This is a genomic window from Ruminococcoides bili (genome assembly GCF_040093295.1).
Taxonomy (GTDB): domain Bacteria; phylum Bacillota; class Clostridia; order Oscillospirales; family Acutalibacteraceae; genus Ruminococcoides; species Ruminococcoides intestinale_A.
Genome location: NZ_JBBNJY010000014.1, coordinates 1 through 17,953, shown reverse-complemented (window position 1 = coordinate 17,953; position 17,953 = coordinate 1). Strand labels below are relative to the sequence as shown.

21 protein-coding genes and 1 pseudogene are annotated in these 17,953 nt (G+C 33.2%); 16 read left to right on the top strand and 6 right to left on the bottom strand.

Annotated elements, in window-relative coordinates; all coding sequences use genetic code 11:
* Positions 1–14: 14 nt before the first annotated feature.
* From AAAY30_RS06150 to AAAY30_RS06130, 5 genes and pseudogenes are all read left to right on the top strand, one after another.
* Entirely contained in the window at positions 15–539 is a 525-nt protein-coding gene (locus AAAY30_RS06150) for a gamma-glutamylcyclotransferase family protein (protein ID WP_499215909.1), read from the top strand.
* Positions 536–934, top strand: a complete 399-nt coding sequence (locus AAAY30_RS06145; protein WP_499215910.1) for a hypothetical protein — start codon at positions 536–538, stop codon at positions 932–934. The genes AAAY30_RS06150 and AAAY30_RS06145 overlap by 4 nt, the downstream gene beginning before the upstream one ends.
* A 385-nt stretch (positions 935–1,319) precedes the next feature.
* Entirely contained in the window at positions 1,320–1,739 is a 420-nt protein-coding gene (locus AAAY30_RS06140) for a hypothetical protein (RefSeq protein WP_294039104.1), read from the top strand.
* A 355-nt stretch (positions 1,740–2,094) separates the two neighbouring features.
* Positions 2,095–2,718: pseudogene (locus AAAY30_RS06135) on the top strand (type IV secretory system conjugative DNA transfer family protein); the annotation flags it as partial.
* On the top strand, positions 2,711–2,977 hold the full coding sequence (locus tag AAAY30_RS06130; protein WP_302196954.1) for a helix-turn-helix domain-containing protein: 267 nt from the start codon (positions 2,711–2,713) through the stop codon (positions 2,975–2,977). The pseudogene AAAY30_RS06135 and the gene AAAY30_RS06130, both read left to right, overlap by 8 nt.
* A 30-nt stretch (positions 2,978–3,007) precedes the next feature.
* Here the strand turns inward: AAAY30_RS06130 and AAAY30_RS06125 are convergent, their stop codons facing one another.
* From AAAY30_RS06125 to AAAY30_RS06110, 4 genes are all read right to left on the bottom strand, one after another.
* Positions 3,008–4,369: a glycosyltransferase family 39 protein gene (locus AAAY30_RS06125; protein WP_499215911.1), complete on the bottom strand. Its 1,362-nt coding sequence runs from the start codon at positions 4,367–4,369 to the stop codon at positions 3,008–3,010.
* 275 nt (positions 4,370–4,644) lie between these two features.
* Complete coding sequence (locus tag AAAY30_RS06120; RefSeq protein WP_302197243.1) at positions 4,645–5,961, bottom strand: sensor histidine kinase; 1,317 nt, start codon at positions 5,959–5,961, stop codon at positions 4,645–4,647.
* Complete coding sequence (locus tag AAAY30_RS06115) at positions 5,958–6,671, bottom strand: LytR/AlgR family response regulator transcription factor (protein ID WP_302197244.1); 714 nt, start codon at positions 6,669–6,671, stop codon at positions 5,958–5,960. Before AAAY30_RS06115 ends, AAAY30_RS06120 begins: the two co-directional genes overlap by 4 nt.
* A gap of 159 nt (positions 6,672–6,830) precedes the next feature.
* Entirely contained in the window at positions 6,831–7,019 is a 189-nt protein-coding gene (locus AAAY30_RS06110; protein WP_499222352.1) for a helix-turn-helix domain-containing protein, read from the bottom strand.
* A gap of 264 nt (positions 7,020–7,283) precedes the next feature.
* Here AAAY30_RS06110 and AAAY30_RS06105 point away from each other — a divergent pair, with 264 nt between their 5' ends.
* The 6 genes from AAAY30_RS06105 to AAAY30_RS06080 all read left to right on the top strand — a co-directional run bounded on the left by AAAY30_RS06105 (position 7,284) and on the right by AAAY30_RS06080 (position 11,873).
* Positions 7,284–7,439 (top strand): cyclic lactone autoinducer peptide, encoded by a 156-nt coding sequence (locus AAAY30_RS06105; protein ID WP_301965616.1) that lies wholly within the window; start codon positions 7,284–7,286, stop codon positions 7,437–7,439.
* Positions 7,436–8,029 carry an accessory gene regulator ArgB-like protein gene (locus AAAY30_RS06100; protein ID WP_302197245.1) on the top strand — a complete coding sequence of 198 codons (594 nt, stop codon included), beginning with the start codon at positions 7,436–7,438 and terminating at the stop codon, positions 8,027–8,029. The genes AAAY30_RS06105 and AAAY30_RS06100 overlap by 4 nt, the downstream gene beginning before the upstream one ends.
* 138 nt (positions 8,030–8,167) lie before the next feature.
* Complete coding sequence (locus AAAY30_RS06095; protein WP_295051818.1) at positions 8,168–8,581, top strand: hypothetical protein; 414 nt, start codon at positions 8,168–8,170, stop codon at positions 8,579–8,581.
* Between the two features lie 58 nt (positions 8,582–8,639).
* Positions 8,640–10,403: a hypothetical protein gene (locus AAAY30_RS06090; RefSeq protein ID WP_499215912.1), complete on the top strand. Its 1,764-nt coding sequence runs from the start codon at positions 8,640–8,642 to the stop codon at positions 10,401–10,403.
* Complete coding sequence (locus AAAY30_RS06085; RefSeq protein WP_207722738.1) at positions 10,393–11,241, top strand: ATP-binding cassette domain-containing protein; 849 nt, start codon at positions 10,393–10,395, stop codon at positions 11,239–11,241. Before AAAY30_RS06090 ends, AAAY30_RS06085 begins: the two co-directional genes overlap by 11 nt.
* Positions 11,220–11,873 (top strand): hypothetical protein, encoded by a 654-nt coding sequence (locus tag AAAY30_RS06080; protein WP_499215913.1) that lies wholly within the window; start codon positions 11,220–11,222, stop codon positions 11,871–11,873. Before AAAY30_RS06085 ends, AAAY30_RS06080 begins: the two co-directional genes overlap by 22 nt.
* Positions 11,874–11,941: 68 nt before the next feature.
* Here the strand turns inward: AAAY30_RS06080 and AAAY30_RS06075 are convergent, their stop codons facing one another.
* Positions 11,942–12,280 (bottom strand): DUF6076 domain-containing protein, encoded by a 339-nt coding sequence (locus AAAY30_RS06075; RefSeq protein WP_301965613.1) that lies wholly within the window; start codon positions 12,278–12,280, stop codon positions 11,942–11,944.
* A gap of 309 nt (positions 12,281–12,589) precedes the next feature.
* Between AAAY30_RS06075 and AAAY30_RS06070 the strand changes: the two genes are divergently transcribed.
* The 5 genes from AAAY30_RS06070 to AAAY30_RS06050 all read left to right on the top strand — a co-directional run bounded on the left by AAAY30_RS06070 (position 12,590) and on the right by AAAY30_RS06050 (position 16,497).
* Positions 12,590–13,063 (top strand): sigma factor-like helix-turn-helix DNA-binding protein, encoded by a 474-nt coding sequence (locus AAAY30_RS06070; protein ID WP_499215914.1) that lies wholly within the window; start codon positions 12,590–12,592, stop codon positions 13,061–13,063.
* 519 nt (positions 13,064–13,582) lie between these two features.
* The gene (locus tag AAAY30_RS06065) at positions 13,583–13,711 is read left to right on the top strand and encodes a DUF3789 domain-containing protein (RefSeq protein ID WP_484310105.1); all 129 of its coding nucleotides are present in this window, start codon (positions 13,583–13,585) and stop codon (positions 13,709–13,711) included.
* Between the two features lie 15 nt (positions 13,712–13,726).
* Entirely contained in the window at positions 13,727–13,909 is a 183-nt protein-coding gene (locus AAAY30_RS06060; RefSeq protein WP_295058540.1) for a hypothetical protein, read from the top strand.
* Between the two features lie 92 nt (positions 13,910–14,001).
* Complete coding sequence (locus tag AAAY30_RS06055) at positions 14,002–15,564, top strand: recombinase family protein (protein WP_499215915.1); 1,563 nt, start codon at positions 14,002–14,004, stop codon at positions 15,562–15,564.
* Positions 15,565–15,633: 69 nt separating this feature from the next.
* Positions 15,634–16,497: a BRO-N domain-containing protein gene (locus AAAY30_RS06050; RefSeq protein ID WP_499215916.1), complete on the top strand. Its 864-nt coding sequence runs from the start codon at positions 15,634–15,636 to the stop codon at positions 16,495–16,497.
* Between the two features lie 46 nt (positions 16,498–16,543).
* Here AAAY30_RS06050 and AAAY30_RS06045 read toward each other — a convergent pair whose 3' ends face one another.
* The gene (locus tag AAAY30_RS06045; RefSeq protein ID WP_252559322.1) at positions 16,544–17,482 is read right to left on the bottom strand and encodes a tyrosine-type recombinase/integrase; all 939 of its coding nucleotides are present in this window, start codon (positions 17,480–17,482) and stop codon (positions 16,544–16,546) included.
* Positions 17,483–17,953: the final 471 nt, after the last annotated feature.

The window sequence follows — 17,953 nt, the reverse complement described above, 5'->3', positions numbered from 1 at the left end:
GAGAGAAATCTATTATGAGTAAAAAATTATACATTGCCTATGGCAGTAATCTCAATCTTAAACAGATGAAATACCGTTGTCCGACAGCAAAGCTTGTCGGAAAGGGTGTAGTCGAAAATTACGAATTACAATTCAAGGGTATGCCTCACTGCTCCTATGCAACAATCGCACCTTGCGTCGGTAAGTCCGTTGCCGTTGCACTGTGGGAACTTCAGCCGAGAGATGAAAAACTGCTTGACCGCTACGAGGGTTATCCCTCCCACTACTTCAAGCATGACTTGCCTGTTCGGATGAGTAATGGATCGGAAACGACAGCGATGGTTTACATTATGAATCTTAAGCAGAATTTCGGATTGCCCAGCGCAAGCTATTATGATATTGTATTGCAGGGGTACAAGGACTGCGGTTTTGACTTAAATGTTTTAAACGAAGCCGTAAATGACAGTGCAGAGAAATTCTACGATAACCTTGAACAGAACAATCTGTTTGATTCACCTGATGAAGATGAAGATATGGGAATAGGTGGCATGAGTTTATGAACGAGAGAAAGAAATTGAAAAAGCATCTCGGCGATAAATATATTTTCAAAATGTATTTGTCTGTGAACGAGGTTAAGAAATTACTTTCCGAAAATTCAAAAGACAAGCACGACACTCTGTTTGCTTCACTCACAGTCGGCTGTGTAAAAATCAACGCTGTTGTATTTCCCACACCCGATAAAATGCTCCTCGGCTTTGATATTCTTGTAAAGGACACACCCGACAGCGAGGAATGGATCTGCTATGACACTTTGAGTGATGAAGTCAAGTTATCCCCTCGCAGTATTGAACAGGCTATGTTTGATGTTTTGAACCGTGAGGTTAAGGAGTACGGACTGTCGTATACCGAGTGTAATTTTGAAGTGATAAACGGTAAATCAATAAAAGCAGAATAACATCGGTATTCTCGCCACATTCGCCTCGTGTCGGCTTTTAAAGGAAAAGTCGGAAAAGTATCCGAAATCGAATAAAAGCCGAAATCGGGCGGTTTGTGGCAAGGTGTGAAAAATCGATGATATGGTAAATCGGGCGGTATTTCAAGGGCTGAAAAATAAGCAGGAGAAAGACACGGGGTTGCAGTCGCTCCCTCGTGTCGGTTTACGGCAGACGGCAACGCCGACTGCTATGCAGTTTTTCGCATTTTTCAGTCTCAAAAATCCATAGGGGTTAATTTTCAGCCTTGGGGTTGTACTTGTGGGTTTAACTGCCCGAATTGCCGAATAAAATGCCAAAATTCAAGGAGTTGCAACTATGGGTTGTAACAAAAAGGAGGTTTTACACTTGAATGAAACGGATAACAGAAAAGAAGTAAAGCGGAAGTTTGCACTATGGATAAAGGAATCCACGCTTGACATGGTTCAGAATATATACAAGGAAGATAACTGTTCCAGCCGAAGCGAGTTTATTGAAAAGGCAATCATTTTTTATGTGGGTTACCTTTCCTCAAACGATAACAGTCAGTATCTTCCAAATGTAGTTACTTCAACTTTGAAATCAATTGTTGCGGAAAGCGACAACCGAATGAGCAGGCTGATTTTTAAATTAGCTGTTGAACTTGCAATGACAATGAATATTATTGCCTCGTCACAGGACATAGACAAGATGACTCTTACAAAACTTCGTGGCGAGTGCGTCAAGGAAGTCAAGCGGCTTAACGGTTCATTTTCCTTTGATGACGCATACGATTGGCAGAAAGGATAATTATTTGTGGCAAAGTTAGTTACAAAGTTTAAATATCTCAAGCCGAATCGAAAAGTCAGTGCAGGCGGTTATGCAAAATATATTGCCACTCGTGAGGGAGTGGAAAAGATAGACGACACTAAAAAGTTTGCTCCTGCTACAGCAAAGCAGAAAAATTTAATTGAAAAAATCATAAAGGATTTTCCCGACAGCAAGGATATGTTTGAGTATTCCGATTACCTTGAAAAGCAGAATGTAGGCTCGGCTTCCGATTTTATTTCCCGTGTTATGGAGGACTATGCCTATGAAATTTCGGGAAGAAGAGCATATGCCGACTATATTGCTACCCGTCCACGTGCCGAGAAATTCGGCTCACATGGACTGTTCACAGCTGACCATCTTCGGCGGTTTTGCTCCAAACAGCACAAGTGCGGAAGTCCTATCAAAAGCACTCGGTTCAAAAACTGTTATGAGTGGTTCTGTAAGCAGGAGCAAAAACGATCCGTCGCAATCCTTGCAGATGATAGAAAGACCTTTGATGACCCCCGATGAGTTGAAGTCACTTCCGAAAGGCACATTTGTTGTTATGAAAACAGGATTTTATCCGATGAAAGTAAAACTTAAATTGTTTTTTAAATGGGGTATAGAATTTGAAGAAAAGTATGAAGTAGCGGAAAATGGTAACCGTGAAATCCACTATGCCAACCGTTCCGAACTGTTCAATAACATAATTCAAACTTACTGCCCTCACTATCTTGAACAGACTGTTACTGATTCGGATTTTGATGAAGCAAGCGGTGAAAAAAAGAAGAAAAATGAAAATCTTAAAACCTCGCCAAATGCGGAACAAGCCGACAGTGGAAATACTATCGATTCTGAACAGAAATATGAGCCAACAGAAGAACCCAAAAATTCAAGCGTTGAACAGAACAAAAATAAGCAGGGAAAAGTAGTCGTCAGAACCGAGCGACCACCACAGGGGGATAACAGCAATGAGTAGATTAACTTTTCTGTATCAAATGGACTTGCCTCACCGAGCCGTTGCCGTATATACCTATCTCCAGGACCGAGCCGATAAAAACGGTGAATGCTTCCCCTCTGTAAAAACAATAGCAGGCGACATAAAGCTGTCGCCTGCTACCGTCCGCAGAGCTATTAAAGATTTGAAAAAAGCCGGATTAATCGAAACCGAACAGCGTTATCGTGAACAGGGTGGTAAGAGCAGTTTGCTATATAGAATAAAAAATAAAACATTATAAAAGTATGATGGTAAGAACATATAATACATATTATTTTTTAGCCAAATACACATTAAAGGTATTAAAATCACATTTGAATGAATCAACCAACTCTAAATCAAAATTACTTTGTATATATTCGGGTGTTTTAGTTAATTCATTCTTTACAAACCAAACGGTATCGTTGGGCGGAATTTTATTGGAAAGTTCGTTTTTATTTATGCATTCTATATTATCAAATGCCACAAACCAAGGCTCACTGTAGGTGCAGATATGCGTGTTTTCGGGATAATAATATGACAAAATTCCGAATGAGCTGTCGCAATATAAAAATGTATCTGTTGAAGAAGCTATTTCATCAAAGCGGTTGAAAAAATTATTCATTGACGGGTTGTATTCAAATATTCCCGTGCCGATAAGACAGGCTACGTTAAGTGCGCAAAGCAATACGCAAATAATATTTTTAACTTTTTCTTTTATATGTTGTGTGCCGAAAGCGACAAGCAGCGCGAAAATTCCCGATATAACAACGCTGTACCTCGCTATGTAAAAGGGGCGAATGAAAATTGTCACAAGCAGACCTATCGCCTGAACGCTTAATACGCAGGTTATCGCAAATATTACAGATAACCTGCGGTTTTCCTTTTTGGCGAGTATCAGCATCGAAATAACAATTCCCGATGCAAACACAACCACCGAAAGCGGTTCTACTCCTTTTAGCCAAAAGCTACCGGCAGCCGCCTCGGTTTGATATAACAGCGGGATAATCCACGGAGAATATCCCACCGTCATAGCTATATCAGATATTATGATTGCTTTTATCAGCTTTCCGTCTTTTACAAAAGCATAGATATTCACGAAAATGAAAATCACGCCGACCGCAAGCAAAGCGTAAATGTGGTTGTACGCGGCAAACAAAGCGGTGATAACAAATATAACGCAATGCCGCGTCCCGTGATTTTCAAGAAACAGCAAAGCTTCCGTAAAGCAAAGTGTAACAAAAAATATGGACCATTGATACGATCTCTGCTGAACGCTGAAATAAAGCGACATAGGAATTGCCCCTATAGTAAGCATATATACCATTGATGTATCCGAACCGAAATGCTTCTTAACCACGGTACAGCCAAGCAAAAGCGTTGCAATGTAACCGAGTACCGAAAAAATTTTAGTTATTAAAATCGAATAACCGAAAATCTCACAGAAGAATTTCAGAGATATAAAGTATAGAGGAGGATGCATATCCGATTTTAATATTTCAATTACTTCGGAATAATTGTGCTGAATTAGCGACAGTGTATAAGCTTCATCAAACCATACATTATTGTTAAAAATCAGACTTATTGAAAACAAAGATAGTATTGTGAAAATTATATATGATAAATTGTTATAGCGATTTTTAAAACATTTCATTAGATATTCCTTTTCCTGATACTATAATTTGATTTTTAACATCAAAATTACATAAATAATTGTTGAAACAGACAATAGTATCAATGCAGATAGATTATATAAGTCTAAGAAAATATAATTTATTTCTAAAGAGCGATACTTAAGCACTTACATGATTATTATAAAACTCGAAAAAGCCTAGATAAATCGTAACTGAACAGTGTTACCGTGAACAAGGGCGGTAACACTGTTTCAATAAGTAAATAACGAATAATAATATATGTAAATATAAGAGATTATGTTTGATTGCTATTTTGTATATTAGAGTTTATTCCAATAGTAGAAGTGAATGTATTTGTATTGCTATCAAATTTCATTTCTAAATTTCCATTGTATTTTTCAACTACTCGTTTAATACTTCTGGTTCCGATTCCGTGCATACCGGATGTGCTTTTAGAAGATACGAGAGTTCCATCAATGTATTTAGGTTTTTTATTGCAAGAATTTGAAATTTTAATGATTACAAAATTGGAATTTCTTGTACTAATAGAAAAATCAATAAATTTTTCATTTGTCATTAACGCTGACTCAACCGCATTTTCTAAAAGGTTGTCAAGTAAGGCAGTTATATCATGTTCTTTAATAAAATCAATATTTGCGTTTTTTATACTGATTGTAAAGTTGATGTTATTTTTCTTGCATATCTCATAATACCTATGAGTAATTAAATTGACTGTAGGGTTATTACAGTAGTCAATTGGATTCATAATACTAAAATCATTAACAATTTCAGAAATATATTGAGCTATATTTGAATCTTTATCTTCCGACAACTGCTTAATTGTATTTAAGTGCTTAGTTATGTCGTGAATCAACACTTTTGAATTTTCATTCTGTTCGCTTAACAGCTTATAGTAATCTATCGTATCCTTTTCTTGCTGCTTATCTAAAAGTATTTGTGTGTATTTATGATTAACTTTTATTGTTAGTTCGTTTATATAGAAAACAATAATATTTGAAAACAATAGAAGTAAGTTTCCTATAACTAAAGATAATTTAAAATTATCATTTACTGAATAGATAATACAAAGATATACAGTAGTGTACATTAAAATAATAGAAGCGATTGGTAGAATGCAAAGAATAAGAGCAAATTTAGAATTCGTTTCCATGCTTTCTTTTTGTGATATTTTTATAATTAAATGTATTGATAAGAAATAAAGCAATTTACAAATTGTAGCTTGAATAATTAATACAAAATCATCATTATAGCTTTCCAATAAATCTATCCTGAAAATGATTGAAGAAAAATAAAATACTATTAATTCAGTGACGATCATAAGAAATAAAAGAATTAGGTTATTAAATAAAGCGGATTTTAATTTTGTATTATAACATAATATAGAAATTAGAAAATTACAGAAAAAGAATCCCAAAAGATTTATAATGGGGATTTCACAAAAATGAAGTATGTATAAAATAATAAAATTTCCTAGTGCAAATAAAAATATGAATTTTTTAGCAATTTTTCGTTTAAATTTAAAATCAAAATAATAAAAAGATATGAGTGACTCAATCAGAAAGACTACAGCGTAACAGATATTAGAAATCATGTTGTCCCTCCCATATATTCATAAAAGGCTTTTTTGAATGATACATAGAAACTACGGGATATAGGTACTGTTGCTTTTTTAGAATTAAATGATAATGTGATTTCATTTTTATTAAAGTCTGTTACATTCTTTAAATTAACTATGTAACTATAGTGTGATTGGGCAAAATACTCGTATTTGGATAACTGCTTTTTCCAATAATCAAACTTTTTATTTGAAATGAACTCTTGCGTTTTTGTAACTAGTTTAGTTTTGCGATTTTCTATAGTTAAATACAAGATGTCAATTGTAAATATATTGTGATATTCATCAAAATAGTCTAAGATAATTTTTTCTGTGCTTTGTTTATACAGATTTAAAGCAATCTTCATGCTCCTAAAAAATCTATTTTCGTCAATGGGTTTAGACAAAAACCTAAAAACATTGAGATCCATTGCATCATCTAGGTATCCTTGAAAAGAAGTAACTATAAAAATAATAATATTAGGATTTATTTTTTGGAGATGTTTTGTAACTGTGAGTCCGTTAACACCGGGCATTTCTATATCAATAAACGCAAAATCAGTTTTAATTTGTTTATCCAATATAGAATCCCCATTTGAAAAGCAGGTAATATCAAAATTATAGGTTGACTGTTTTGATAATTTAAGGAGAAAATTTTTGATTTGCTGAACGATTTTCAAATCATCATCACATATCAGTACATTCATAGAGCTATACCTCCTTAATTAGGATTATAACTCAAAAAAAAGAATTTGTCATCTGTTTTATTCCTGTTCAGTTAAAACTCTATATATTATTTTTGATATCAGGCTCAATGATTTATCATTGCAAAAATTTGTTTATCAACAATATTTTTAGGAATGTTATTACTTTTTTAAACTACTTAATAAGAGATAGTCAGGTGTGATATTTAATGCATTGCAAATTTTCGCAAATGTTTCGATACTTGGTACAGAGTAACCATTTTCAATATTTGATATGTGATAATTTGAAAAACATGTTTTTTTGGCTAAAGCATTTTTCTTCATTTTTATTTCTTTTCTATGTTGTGCTATACAAATTCCTATTTTTGTAGTCTACATACATTAATATCAACTAATAAAATACTATCAATCATCGGCAATATTGTTAATAAATTTAAAAAAAGATAATATTTTTATATGATTGTAATATTTAAAAGTTTTTATATAGTTGTAAGATGAAGGGCTATAATAGATTAAAAGTGCATTTTTTGTCGAATTTATTACCATTTTTGTAAAATTCAACATTTACAAGCATTTTTTTGATAAATTTAATTTATAATAAGGAGGTTGATTACAATGAAAAACGAAAAAAGATTATCAAACAAGATGAAAAACGGAATCAAAAAAGTATTGTTTGTTGCGTTAAAATCGAATGCAAATTCTTCAGGATGTTATGTAATTTATCAGCCGAAAGTACCGAAGAATTTAGAGAAATTTAAGAAGTTCAAATGATAAAGTTAATTTCTGATAAATTTGCTTGCTTTTTATGCAAAGATGAAGGACAAAAAGATAATTTTGATTTATATGAATATGCTGTATATATTATTTTAGCATCAGCATTCCATATTATTACTATTATTGCTTTAGGATTGTGCTTTAATTTATTAGTTGAAAGTTTAGTGTTTTACTTGTCTTTTATAGTTATTCGTAAGTTTGCAGGCGGCTACCATGCTAAAACGCCAACAAGATGTTATATTATTTCTATTATAACAATTGTTTTGATGTTATGTATAATAAAATGGATTTTGATAATTAATTATCTTTCAATTTATTACTCATTGTTTTTTTCTGAACTTGTATGCGTATTAATTCTTTGCTTTTTATCACCTTTAGATACAGAAAACAAACTATTAAATGGCAAAGAGAGAACAATTTATAAAATAGTATCATGCGTTACTTCTATTGCTATATCTTTATTCTCAACTTTTTTAATAGTAATAGGAGTCTATAATATATGTGTTTCGCTGAGTTTTAGTATTTTCACAAGTACAGTACTCCTCATAGTTAGAAAAGTGCAACTTTTGCAAAATCTGCGAAAATAAAACTATAAAACTATTTTAATAAATTTTAAAATATTATTTAAGCTTTTTTTCACTTTAAAAGGTTTTATAACCTGTTACGGGTTTAAAGTGATTCGTATTATTTTCGTATTATTTTTAAATCATTTTTAGGAGGTTTATATGACAAATTCAAAATCAAGAAAAATGTTTAAATTCGTAACCTTCTTAATGGCGATATTGATGTTTTCTTCGGTTTTTACTATTAGTGCTTCTGCAGCTAGTACCACATGGACGCTAACTAAAGATAAAACCGAAGCAATTTCAACTTCATTAGGACTGTATAAAAAAGGTACAATTAGTAATTTAAGTAATTCTACCAGTTCTGATGACGGTGTTAATCTTTATCTTGAATATTCAATTCCCGGAGAAGGTTGGGTACAGGCACAACATGTTTTTGCTGAACCGGGATATAATGCATCATCAGGTGTATACACCGTCATAAATAATTCCAAAGCATCATGGAGAGGTAAAATGAATTCATGGTGGTGGGGCGGTAAGAATTGTTCAGCCACAGGTAAAATTACAGCAATCTAATTTAGTATTTATTATTTCCTTGTAAGACCCGTACTTACAAGAAATAGGGTGAGTAAAAATGATAAAACAAAATTTAAAATTGTTTTTTAAAACTAAAATAATATTTATTCCGGTTATCATACTGTTAGTATGTTTTTTGGGGAATCTTGTATATAGTTGTTATAGCTTTTCACTCAATAGTGATGTATTAATATATTTAAAGAATTCTATAAAATTATGCTTACTATCATTTGTAATATTATGTTTTACATCATATGAATTCTTTTACCTATATAAGCGTTGTTATATAGATGAAGCATTGTATTCACACAAAAATGGTAAGACTAGGATTTTAACAAGTACTGTAACAGTTTTGTTGTTTATTCCGGCCTTAGAATTCTTTAGCGCATTTGTATTTAATTTTGTTATATTTTTGTCATCCGGAATGAATGACTACAGTTATTTGTATCATATATTTTCAGTTTTATTTTTATATGTTTTTCTGGGTGGAATAATCCCGATTTTACTTGGCGTTTTTTTTGCTCAAAAGACGAAAAGGATTGTTTCATATGCTCTTATGGCGCTTATAATTTTCCTTGTGTCAAGTACATCTGACTTTATTCCGGGGGGGTTAAGCCAGGTTACCAAAATTAATTTTTGGGAAGCAAAATATTTTCTTGCATATATTCTGCCAAATGATTTAGAGTGGTACATAAACCATGATTACGGTATGTATGCTGAAATTTATAGATGGAATTTAATTATTTTCTGGATTTCTCTACTGTCATTTTTGTTTTTCAAACTTTGTCAAATAAAGAAAACCGCATTAAAAGCTGTTTTACTGTCATTAACACTATTAATTTCAACATTTAATCTGGTTGGCTACTTTTATGGCGGAAGCCATATTGAAAAGGGAGCTCAGCTTGACAGTATTTCAATGTCAGATTATTTGTTTTATACTGAAAATGAGCAAAAGAACCAAGATCCGGATTTTGAAGTTACATCATACGATATGGATTTAAGCATTTACAGACAATTAGACGCCGAAGTATCAATGACTTTATCTGATACAGGTTTAGAGTATTACAATTTTACATTGTACCATGGATACAATGTTTTAAAGATAACTGATATTGAAGGAAATGCTTTAAAATATAATCGTGAAGGAGATTATGTTACTGTAATAGGGAACGGAAACCTGCAGCTTATAAACATAAAGTACAGCGGTTATTCACCTATATTATACAGTAATTATCAGGCGTGTTCTCTGCCCGGCTTTTTTGCATATTACCCTATTCCCGGATTTTACAAAATTACGGGTGATTATACCACATATAATCCGATTGAGATAAAATCCAAAACAGAATTTAATATTCGAGTTGATTCAGCAAGGCAGTTTTATTCAAATCTTGATGAGGTAAAGAATGAGAAAAATTGTTTTGTCGGGGTTACAAGCTATCCTACGCTTTTTAGTGGATTTTATAAATCAAATTCGTCTGATATTTATAAGATTTATGCAATTACTGTAAAGGGGTGGGGATTGAGCGAAATAGATGAAGAATATATAGACGAAATTCAGAAATACATTAATGAGTTGGATAACAATAGCAGCAATAAATTAAATCTCAAAGAATATACTATTATTCAGATAAATGAAATGCTTTCTTCTAATTGTATTTATGATGGAATATTTTTAGGAGATGATACAGTTTTTATTAATAAAGCAACTGATGAGGAAACAAAGAAGCAAGTTGCTGAAATACTTCTTGCTCAAAGAGATATGGGCTATTCTAAATATGTAGAAAAAGCCGTGGTTGACTCCGAAAGTATAAATGATAATTAACAAGGAAGAAGGTATAATTGTGCTGATTTTGAAGAACTGCACCAAGTCTTTTAAGAAAACAAAAGCTTTAAATGATTTTTCCTGCGAATTTAAGCACGGTATTTATGGCTTGCTTGGGCCAAACGGTTCCGGCAAAACTACTATGATGAGATGTATATGCGGTTTGCTTTCTCCCGAAAAGGGAAGCATTGAGTGCGATTGTGAAAATATAGGATATTTGCCTCAGCAGTTTGGTGCTATGAAGTCATTGACTGTATATGAAACTATGAGATATTTTGCCACATTAAAGAAAATACCTAAGTCAAATCAAGACAATGAAATCAGATATTGCATTGATTTGGTCAACCTAAGTGATAAAATTAAAAACAAAGTGGGTTCGCTGTCAGGAGGTATGGTTCGACGATTGGGAATAGCCCAAGCTATAATGGGAAATCCTGAAATTGTTTTGTTTGATGAACCGACTGCAGGTCTTGATCCTGAGGAGAGAGTAAGATTTAAATCTCTTTTAAGGAAAATAAAAAATGATAAAACTATTATTATTTCTACTCACATTGTTTCGGACGTAAAATCAATATGTGATGAGATTGTTATAATTAATGAGGGAAGAAATGTTGTTCAGGGAACTTGCAGCGATATTACTTCTATCGGAAATGAAAAAGTTTTTCTTTTAGACGAAGAATATGAAAATAATTTAGAGGGAAATTATTATGTTAAAGACAGAATCAGTAAGGATAATAAAAATTATATAATCGTTCTCTCAAGTAATTTTATTGAGCAGGGAGTGAGTATTAACGCTGATATAGAGGATGGATATTTATGTGCCTTAAAAGATATATAAACCGCCTTTCATTAATACAATTAACACTTAAAGGAATGGGAATTCTCTATATTGTACCTGTTGTTTTTTTATTTCTTGTACTTCCTTTTTTAACATATTTGGATTTTGCTAAAGGATATTCACCCGAACAATGTTATTTTTCAACATACATAATGTTACAAATTTTTTGCCCATTTTTTGCTGTATGGTGGACTTTATTTGGTTTCAGAGAGTATGTAGAGGGCAGGATCAGAGAACTATTGCTTGTTTATAAAAAAAGTCTTATAGTTGAACTTTTTCTTGTGTTTGTTTTTTATTTCTTGCATATATGTGTATTGCTTGGTTTATATTGTATAATACTAAATTTTAATTATTTCAATTATATTTTTATATTTTTTGTTCAGGCATTTGCTTTTTTTAGTATTAGTTTTTCAATATCTATAATTTTAAAAAATATAGCAATTCCTTTTATTATCAGTGTGTGTTACGAAATATTTTGCATGACTGCCAATATTGACTTTCTTAAGTTTATTAATATGCTTTCATCTGATATTCCAAGCAGCACCATGGACATAATATGTCCATATATTTTTATATTGATAAGTAGTATATTTGTTTTTGTGTTATCAAATTCTTGTTTCAAACGTTTGTAATATTTTTATAATTATATAATACCTGATTATACATATCTAAAATCTGCATAGCAGTAAACAAAGAAAAGCTATTTCCGTATATCGGCATAATACTGTGCAAAATCAACCTTTCCTGCAACCGCCTTATCCCTCAAACTTGACGCAAACCGTGACCATTTCTCAAATTCGGAAATGGTCATTTTCTTTTTCATATACCTTGCATAGTGTGCTTTGTATGCCCTGTTGTAAGTTTGCCAGATGGGATCGTTTTTGCACTTGTCGTCATAGTGCCGTCTTGAGCCGACATCTCGACAGGTCTTGTCAGGCTCGTCCTTTAACGGATTATCACAGTAGCTGAAATATTTGCCACCACGAATAAAAAGGAATTTACCGCAGTGCTTGCACTTGTTCGGAATATAAATGTTCAAATTCTGTAACTGCTTATGATAATATACGAGTGAAAACTGAGAAGTGCTTCCGTAATATAAGAAAAGAAATAGGGGTCAAAGGCAAGTTTTATGTTAATAACTATATAATTAATGAATTTTGTGATAGCAAGAAGAATAAAGACATTTAATAGCGTGTGATAGAATACCGACAAGTAATAGCTTTCTATACTTGTCGGTATTTTTATGCCCTTTTACATGAAAATGGAAGGGCATGATGAAATATAGAAACAGAGGTCCTCCAAACAACCTGAATTACTAAAAGATTCAGATTGATTGGAGGAAAAATTAATGGACAAACGTCCTAAGAGAAGAAAAGACAAGTATAATCCTTATACTTTATGCTCAGAAAAAGGAAGATACTATGTTTATTTCGTTGATGTTAATAACCGCATTCAAATGGTTGAAGTTTCAAAGAGCGTATTTGAAACTTTCAATATATTTGAACTTGAAGATATTTCCCAAATGAATGAGTACGACAGACATTTGGAACACTCCGAAGTATATGAACATACTTTGCATAAAAAGAAAGATTCAAGGGAATGGTCGTTAGAAGAATACTTTGAAAATGTTCAGATTACAGAAAATTTGCATATGGCAATAAGCAAATTACCCGAGGTGCAGAAACGCAGACTGAACAAGTATTATTTTGAAGAAAAAACTTTTGACGAAATAGCACTTGAAGAAGGCTGTACTTATCCATGTGTGCAAAGATCGGTGTATCGTGCAGTAGAAAAAATCAAAAATATTTTAAAAAAATTATAAATTAGGGGTGTGTTTTAGCTTTTAAGTGAGGAAACAGGTGAAAGGGATTATTTCTCTTTTGCCTGTTTTCTTTTTTCAGAGAACAGGCGTTGCTCTTTGAAAATTTAATATCAGCACATCAGATACTTTCCTTCTTCTGTTCGGAACGGACAAGCCACATGAGCGAACTTCTATACAGAACTTCAAGATTCAGACATTGAAAGGCAAATTCAATGACGGCGATGACAGGCAGATGGGATAATGATACTTCCGTTAAGTCAAAAGTCGAGCGTGATAGAACCGTCGCAACCAAAGATGGCGGCTGTGGGAGATCCCCACGGTGGTGAAATTCCAATGAGGCTATAATGCAATGCCGTCTGATGTGTTCCTTGTCGCAGGGCATCGAGGATAAATAGCGACAATAGGATAGCGTGAAAATTAGAACTATCCAAAACGATTGATTTTATCCCGACAGCAGAAGATTTTTTGTTTTCTGCTGTCGGGGTATTTAGAAGAAAATTACTGAAAGAAGGTGTTAAAATGTTAGGATTTATGATTGGTCTTTTTGTCGGTGCTTTTATCGGCGTTTGCGTTATGTGCCTGTGCAATGCAGCGGCAAAAGCTGATGAGCAGATGAAAGATTATAAAAATAAGAAAAACAAAAAATAAGGAACAGGTGATAATTTGAACGAAAACTATATAAATGAAAATAACATTGATTCAGAACACAGAATAGAATCTGTTATAAACGACTGCAAGGTTACTATCTGCTTTTCCAAAAACAGAAATTTACAGGTCGAAAGAAATGTTCTTGAAAATCTTTTGGATACATTTGAGAACAGAATGAAAACTCAGATTGGATGCTGAATTTATTTCAATTTATTTTTTGGATTTCGCTGGATATTATAGGAATTATGTAGTATTGTTGGTTTGCAAAAATCGTACGAAAGGGTGATAAAATGAAAAGAGTATATTGCTTGTACAGAGTATCAACCAAAGGTCAGGTTGATAAAGATGATATTCCAATGCAGAAAACCTCGTGCAGAGAATTCGCAGAGCACAATGGCTGGACAATTCTGAAAGAATTTCAGGAAAAGGGCGTGTCGGGATTCAAGGTTTCGGCACGCAATCGAGATGCTATTCAGGATTTGAAAGCCGCCGCAGAAAAGAAAGAATTTGATGTACTCCTTGTCTTTATGTTTGACAGAATAGGCAGAATTGATGACGAAACCCCGTTTGTCGTCGAATGGTTCATCAAACACGGCATAGAGGTGTGGAGCGTTAATGAGGGCGAACAGCGTATGGATAATCATGTGGATAAGCTTATGAATTACATACGATTTTGGCAAGCCAACGGTGAGAGTCAGAAAACGTCAGCACGTGTTAAAACTCGCCTTAACCAAATGACGTTAGACGGCAAATTTACCGGAGGTGTTGCACCATTCGGTTACAAACTTATAAAAAGCGGTGAAATCAACAAAAAGGGAAAAGAGCTTATGGACATAGTCGTTGACGATGATGAAGCTCCGATAGTCAAGAAGATATTTGAGATGACAGTTAAAGAGGGTTACGGCTCATATCGAATGGCTGATTATCTGAACAGTCACGGAATCAGAACCCATAATAACAGCAAGTTTCAATGTAATACGGTTAATCGTATTCTAAAGAACAGGCTGTACTGCGATTATCTTGTGTCAGGCGGTGTTAAATCACCGTATATCGAAAGACTGCATATCATTGATGAAAATATCTTTGACCAAGCACAGTTTAAACTGAAACAACGCTCATCAAAGAATGAGGAAAAGCAACAGATAGCAAGAACAACAAAAGGCAGTACATTGCTGTCGGGAAATATATACTGTGCCCACTGTGGTCAGAAGATGGTATCAACAAGCTATATCGACCGATACGACAGGGCAGACGGCAGTCAGTACAGAGTTCGCAGACAGAGGTATATATGTACCAATAAAGCGATGAAAAGAGGTGCATGTGACGGACAGTCGGCTTATGTAGCACACAGAATTGACGGTGCTGTACTTGCAACATTGAGAGATTATCTCGCCAAAATCAAATCAACGCCAAAAGATATAGCACTTGAAAAACGCTACAAATCCGAAATATCGGAGTATAGGAGAAAACAGACAAAGCTTGAAAAAGAAATTGAAAAGCTTAAAAGACAGGTAGTGGAATTATCTGCCGAAATAGGACGATCACTCCTCGGTGAAAGCCGTTTCACACCCGATATGCTGTCAACGTCTATTGATAATACAAACGATTTACTACATAAAAAAGAAATTGAATTAAGTGATATAAAGTACAAGCTTGCCAATCAGCAAAATGCGATGGGCAGGCTTGATTTTTATTATTCACAATTCAGAACTTGGGCAGACGAATTTGACAATTCAACAATGGAGCAGAAGAAAATGATAGCCTGTCAGCTCATAAGAGAAGTGAAAGTATCACGAGGTTATGAATTAGAGATTATATTCGACCTTAATTATGAACAATTCTTATCTCTATAAAGCCTAATTGATTGAATTTACAAATTCAGTCTGCTATAATATTTTTAGCTTAGAAGTGGGTGAATATATATGAGTGAAGAAAATAAAATACAAATTTTTGAAGATAAAAAGATACGTACTGCGTGGAATGAGTCAGAGGAAGAATGGTATTTTTCTATTGTGGATGTAATTTCAGTTCTGACTGACAGTAATGAACCTCGTCGTTACTGGAGCGATCTTAAGCGAAAGCTTAAAGCTGAAGGAGCAAACCAGTTGTACGAAAATATCGTACAACTGAAAATGTCATCTCCTAAGGATGGTAAGAATTACAAAACCGATGTTGCAAATACAGAGCAGCTTTTGAGAATAATACAGTCAATCCCGTCGCCAAAAGCTGAACCTTTTAAAATGTGGCTTGCAGAAGTTGGTCGAGAGAGAATTGATGAAACCATAGACCCTGAACTTACCATAGAGCGAGCTCTTGAAACATACCTGAAAAAAGGATATAGCAGAGAGTGGATAAATCAAAGACTTCAGGCTATACAGGTAAGAAAAGAGCTTACTGATGAATGGGATTCTCGTGGTGTAAAGCAGGGTGTAGAATATGCAATTCTGACTGATGAAATCACAAAAGCATGGTCAGGAATGACAACCCGCCAGTATAAAAATCTCAAAGGATTGAAAAAGGAAAACCTGAGAGATAATATGAGTACACTTGAGCTGGTTCTCAATATGTTGGCTGAAGCAACTACAACAGAAATTTCTAAAGAGAAAAATCCACAAACTTTTGCTGACAACAGAAAAGTAGCAAAAGAGGGTGGTGAAGTCGCCGGAAATGCACGAAAAGATATCGAGGAAAGAACAGGAAAACCTGTGATTACTTCAAAAAATGCCGTCGATTTTTCAAATCTCATTTCCGATGTAATAGAAAATGATTTTGATAAAAGTGAATAAAGTATTCTGATTGCCTTGTGAGTTAAAAAATCCCGCAAGGCTTTTATTATATCCCAATTTCAAGTTTATTCCTCGGATGTTTGGAAGACAGAATATTCTTCTGTTTGTTGATACTCGTATGCGTGTAAATCTGCGTTGTGGTAATGGAGCTGTGACCCAGCATTTGTTGAATATAGCGTATGTCAACATCTTCTTCAAGCAGTAGAGTTGCAAAAGAGTGACGAAACATATGCGGAGTAATGTGCAGCGGCACTTCTGCACCGATTGCATAGTTGGTAATCATATTACGAACAGATTGTTCAGATAGACGGTTGCCAAGCCTGTTTATAAAGAAAAATTTGTTGTTTGCTATTTCAAATTTAAATGATTGATTATACTTTTTGAGCAACTCCTGAACATTTTGATTGCAGATTTGAATCAGGCGTTCTTTTGAGCCCTTTCCGTAAATTTTGATTATGTAATCATTAAAATCAATTTGTTCAGTCGTGAGTGTGCATAATTCTGAAATCCTCATTCCGGTGGCAAACAGTAACTCAAGTATGAGTGCATTCCGCAGAGCAACTTTTTTAGCATACTCAGTTTTCGCTTTGGTAAGTTGTAGATAAGCAAACCTAATAATTTGCTCAATATTATTTATGGGAATAGTTTTTGGGAGAATAAAGGGTTCTTTATACTTGATTTGTATCTTATGAAAAGGGTTAATATCAATAAGTTCCTCAATTTCAAGATAGTGAAAAAATGCTTTTAGCGAAGCAATTTTACGCTTAACACTCTTAGGTTTGTACTTACAGTGCAGTAAATTTATATATTGCTCAATGGATTTTTTGTTTGTCCATTCAATAGCAGATTCCATAGTGAATTCAAAATACTGCCTTAAATCAATAGTGTATGATTTTATCGTTTTCTGATCAAGATTTTTTCTTGAAAGGCAAAAGTTTAGATAATCAGTTGTTAGATTATTTGCTTGTACATTTTTTATTTCCATCGCATATAGCTCCTTATATTTAATAAAATTATTATGCAATAGAAAATAAAGAAAGTCTATTCAAATATCTATATTTATTTTGCCTAAAAATTTTATTTATTGAGCAATAAACAAAATTGTATTATACAAAATGCATAAAAACACTATGTGAAATTTTATAACTGATTTGCGTAAAAGTTATTTAAATATTTGTCAAATTATGTTATAATTAATACCATAAAGGGTAATTATAAATGTTTTTATATTACATACCCGAAATATAGATTTAGTTAAGGCTTAATACTTTTTTCTTAGAATGAGATTAAGTACTACATAGACATACACCAGTTGAATGTAAGATGTGTAGCGTATTTTGTTAACAGAAATGTATTATTGACCTTACCTGAAAATAATGAATAAAGGATAACTTACAATTATCTTCTATTTGCAAGACTTTTTATAATAACTATTTACTATTGTAAGTTTATAAAT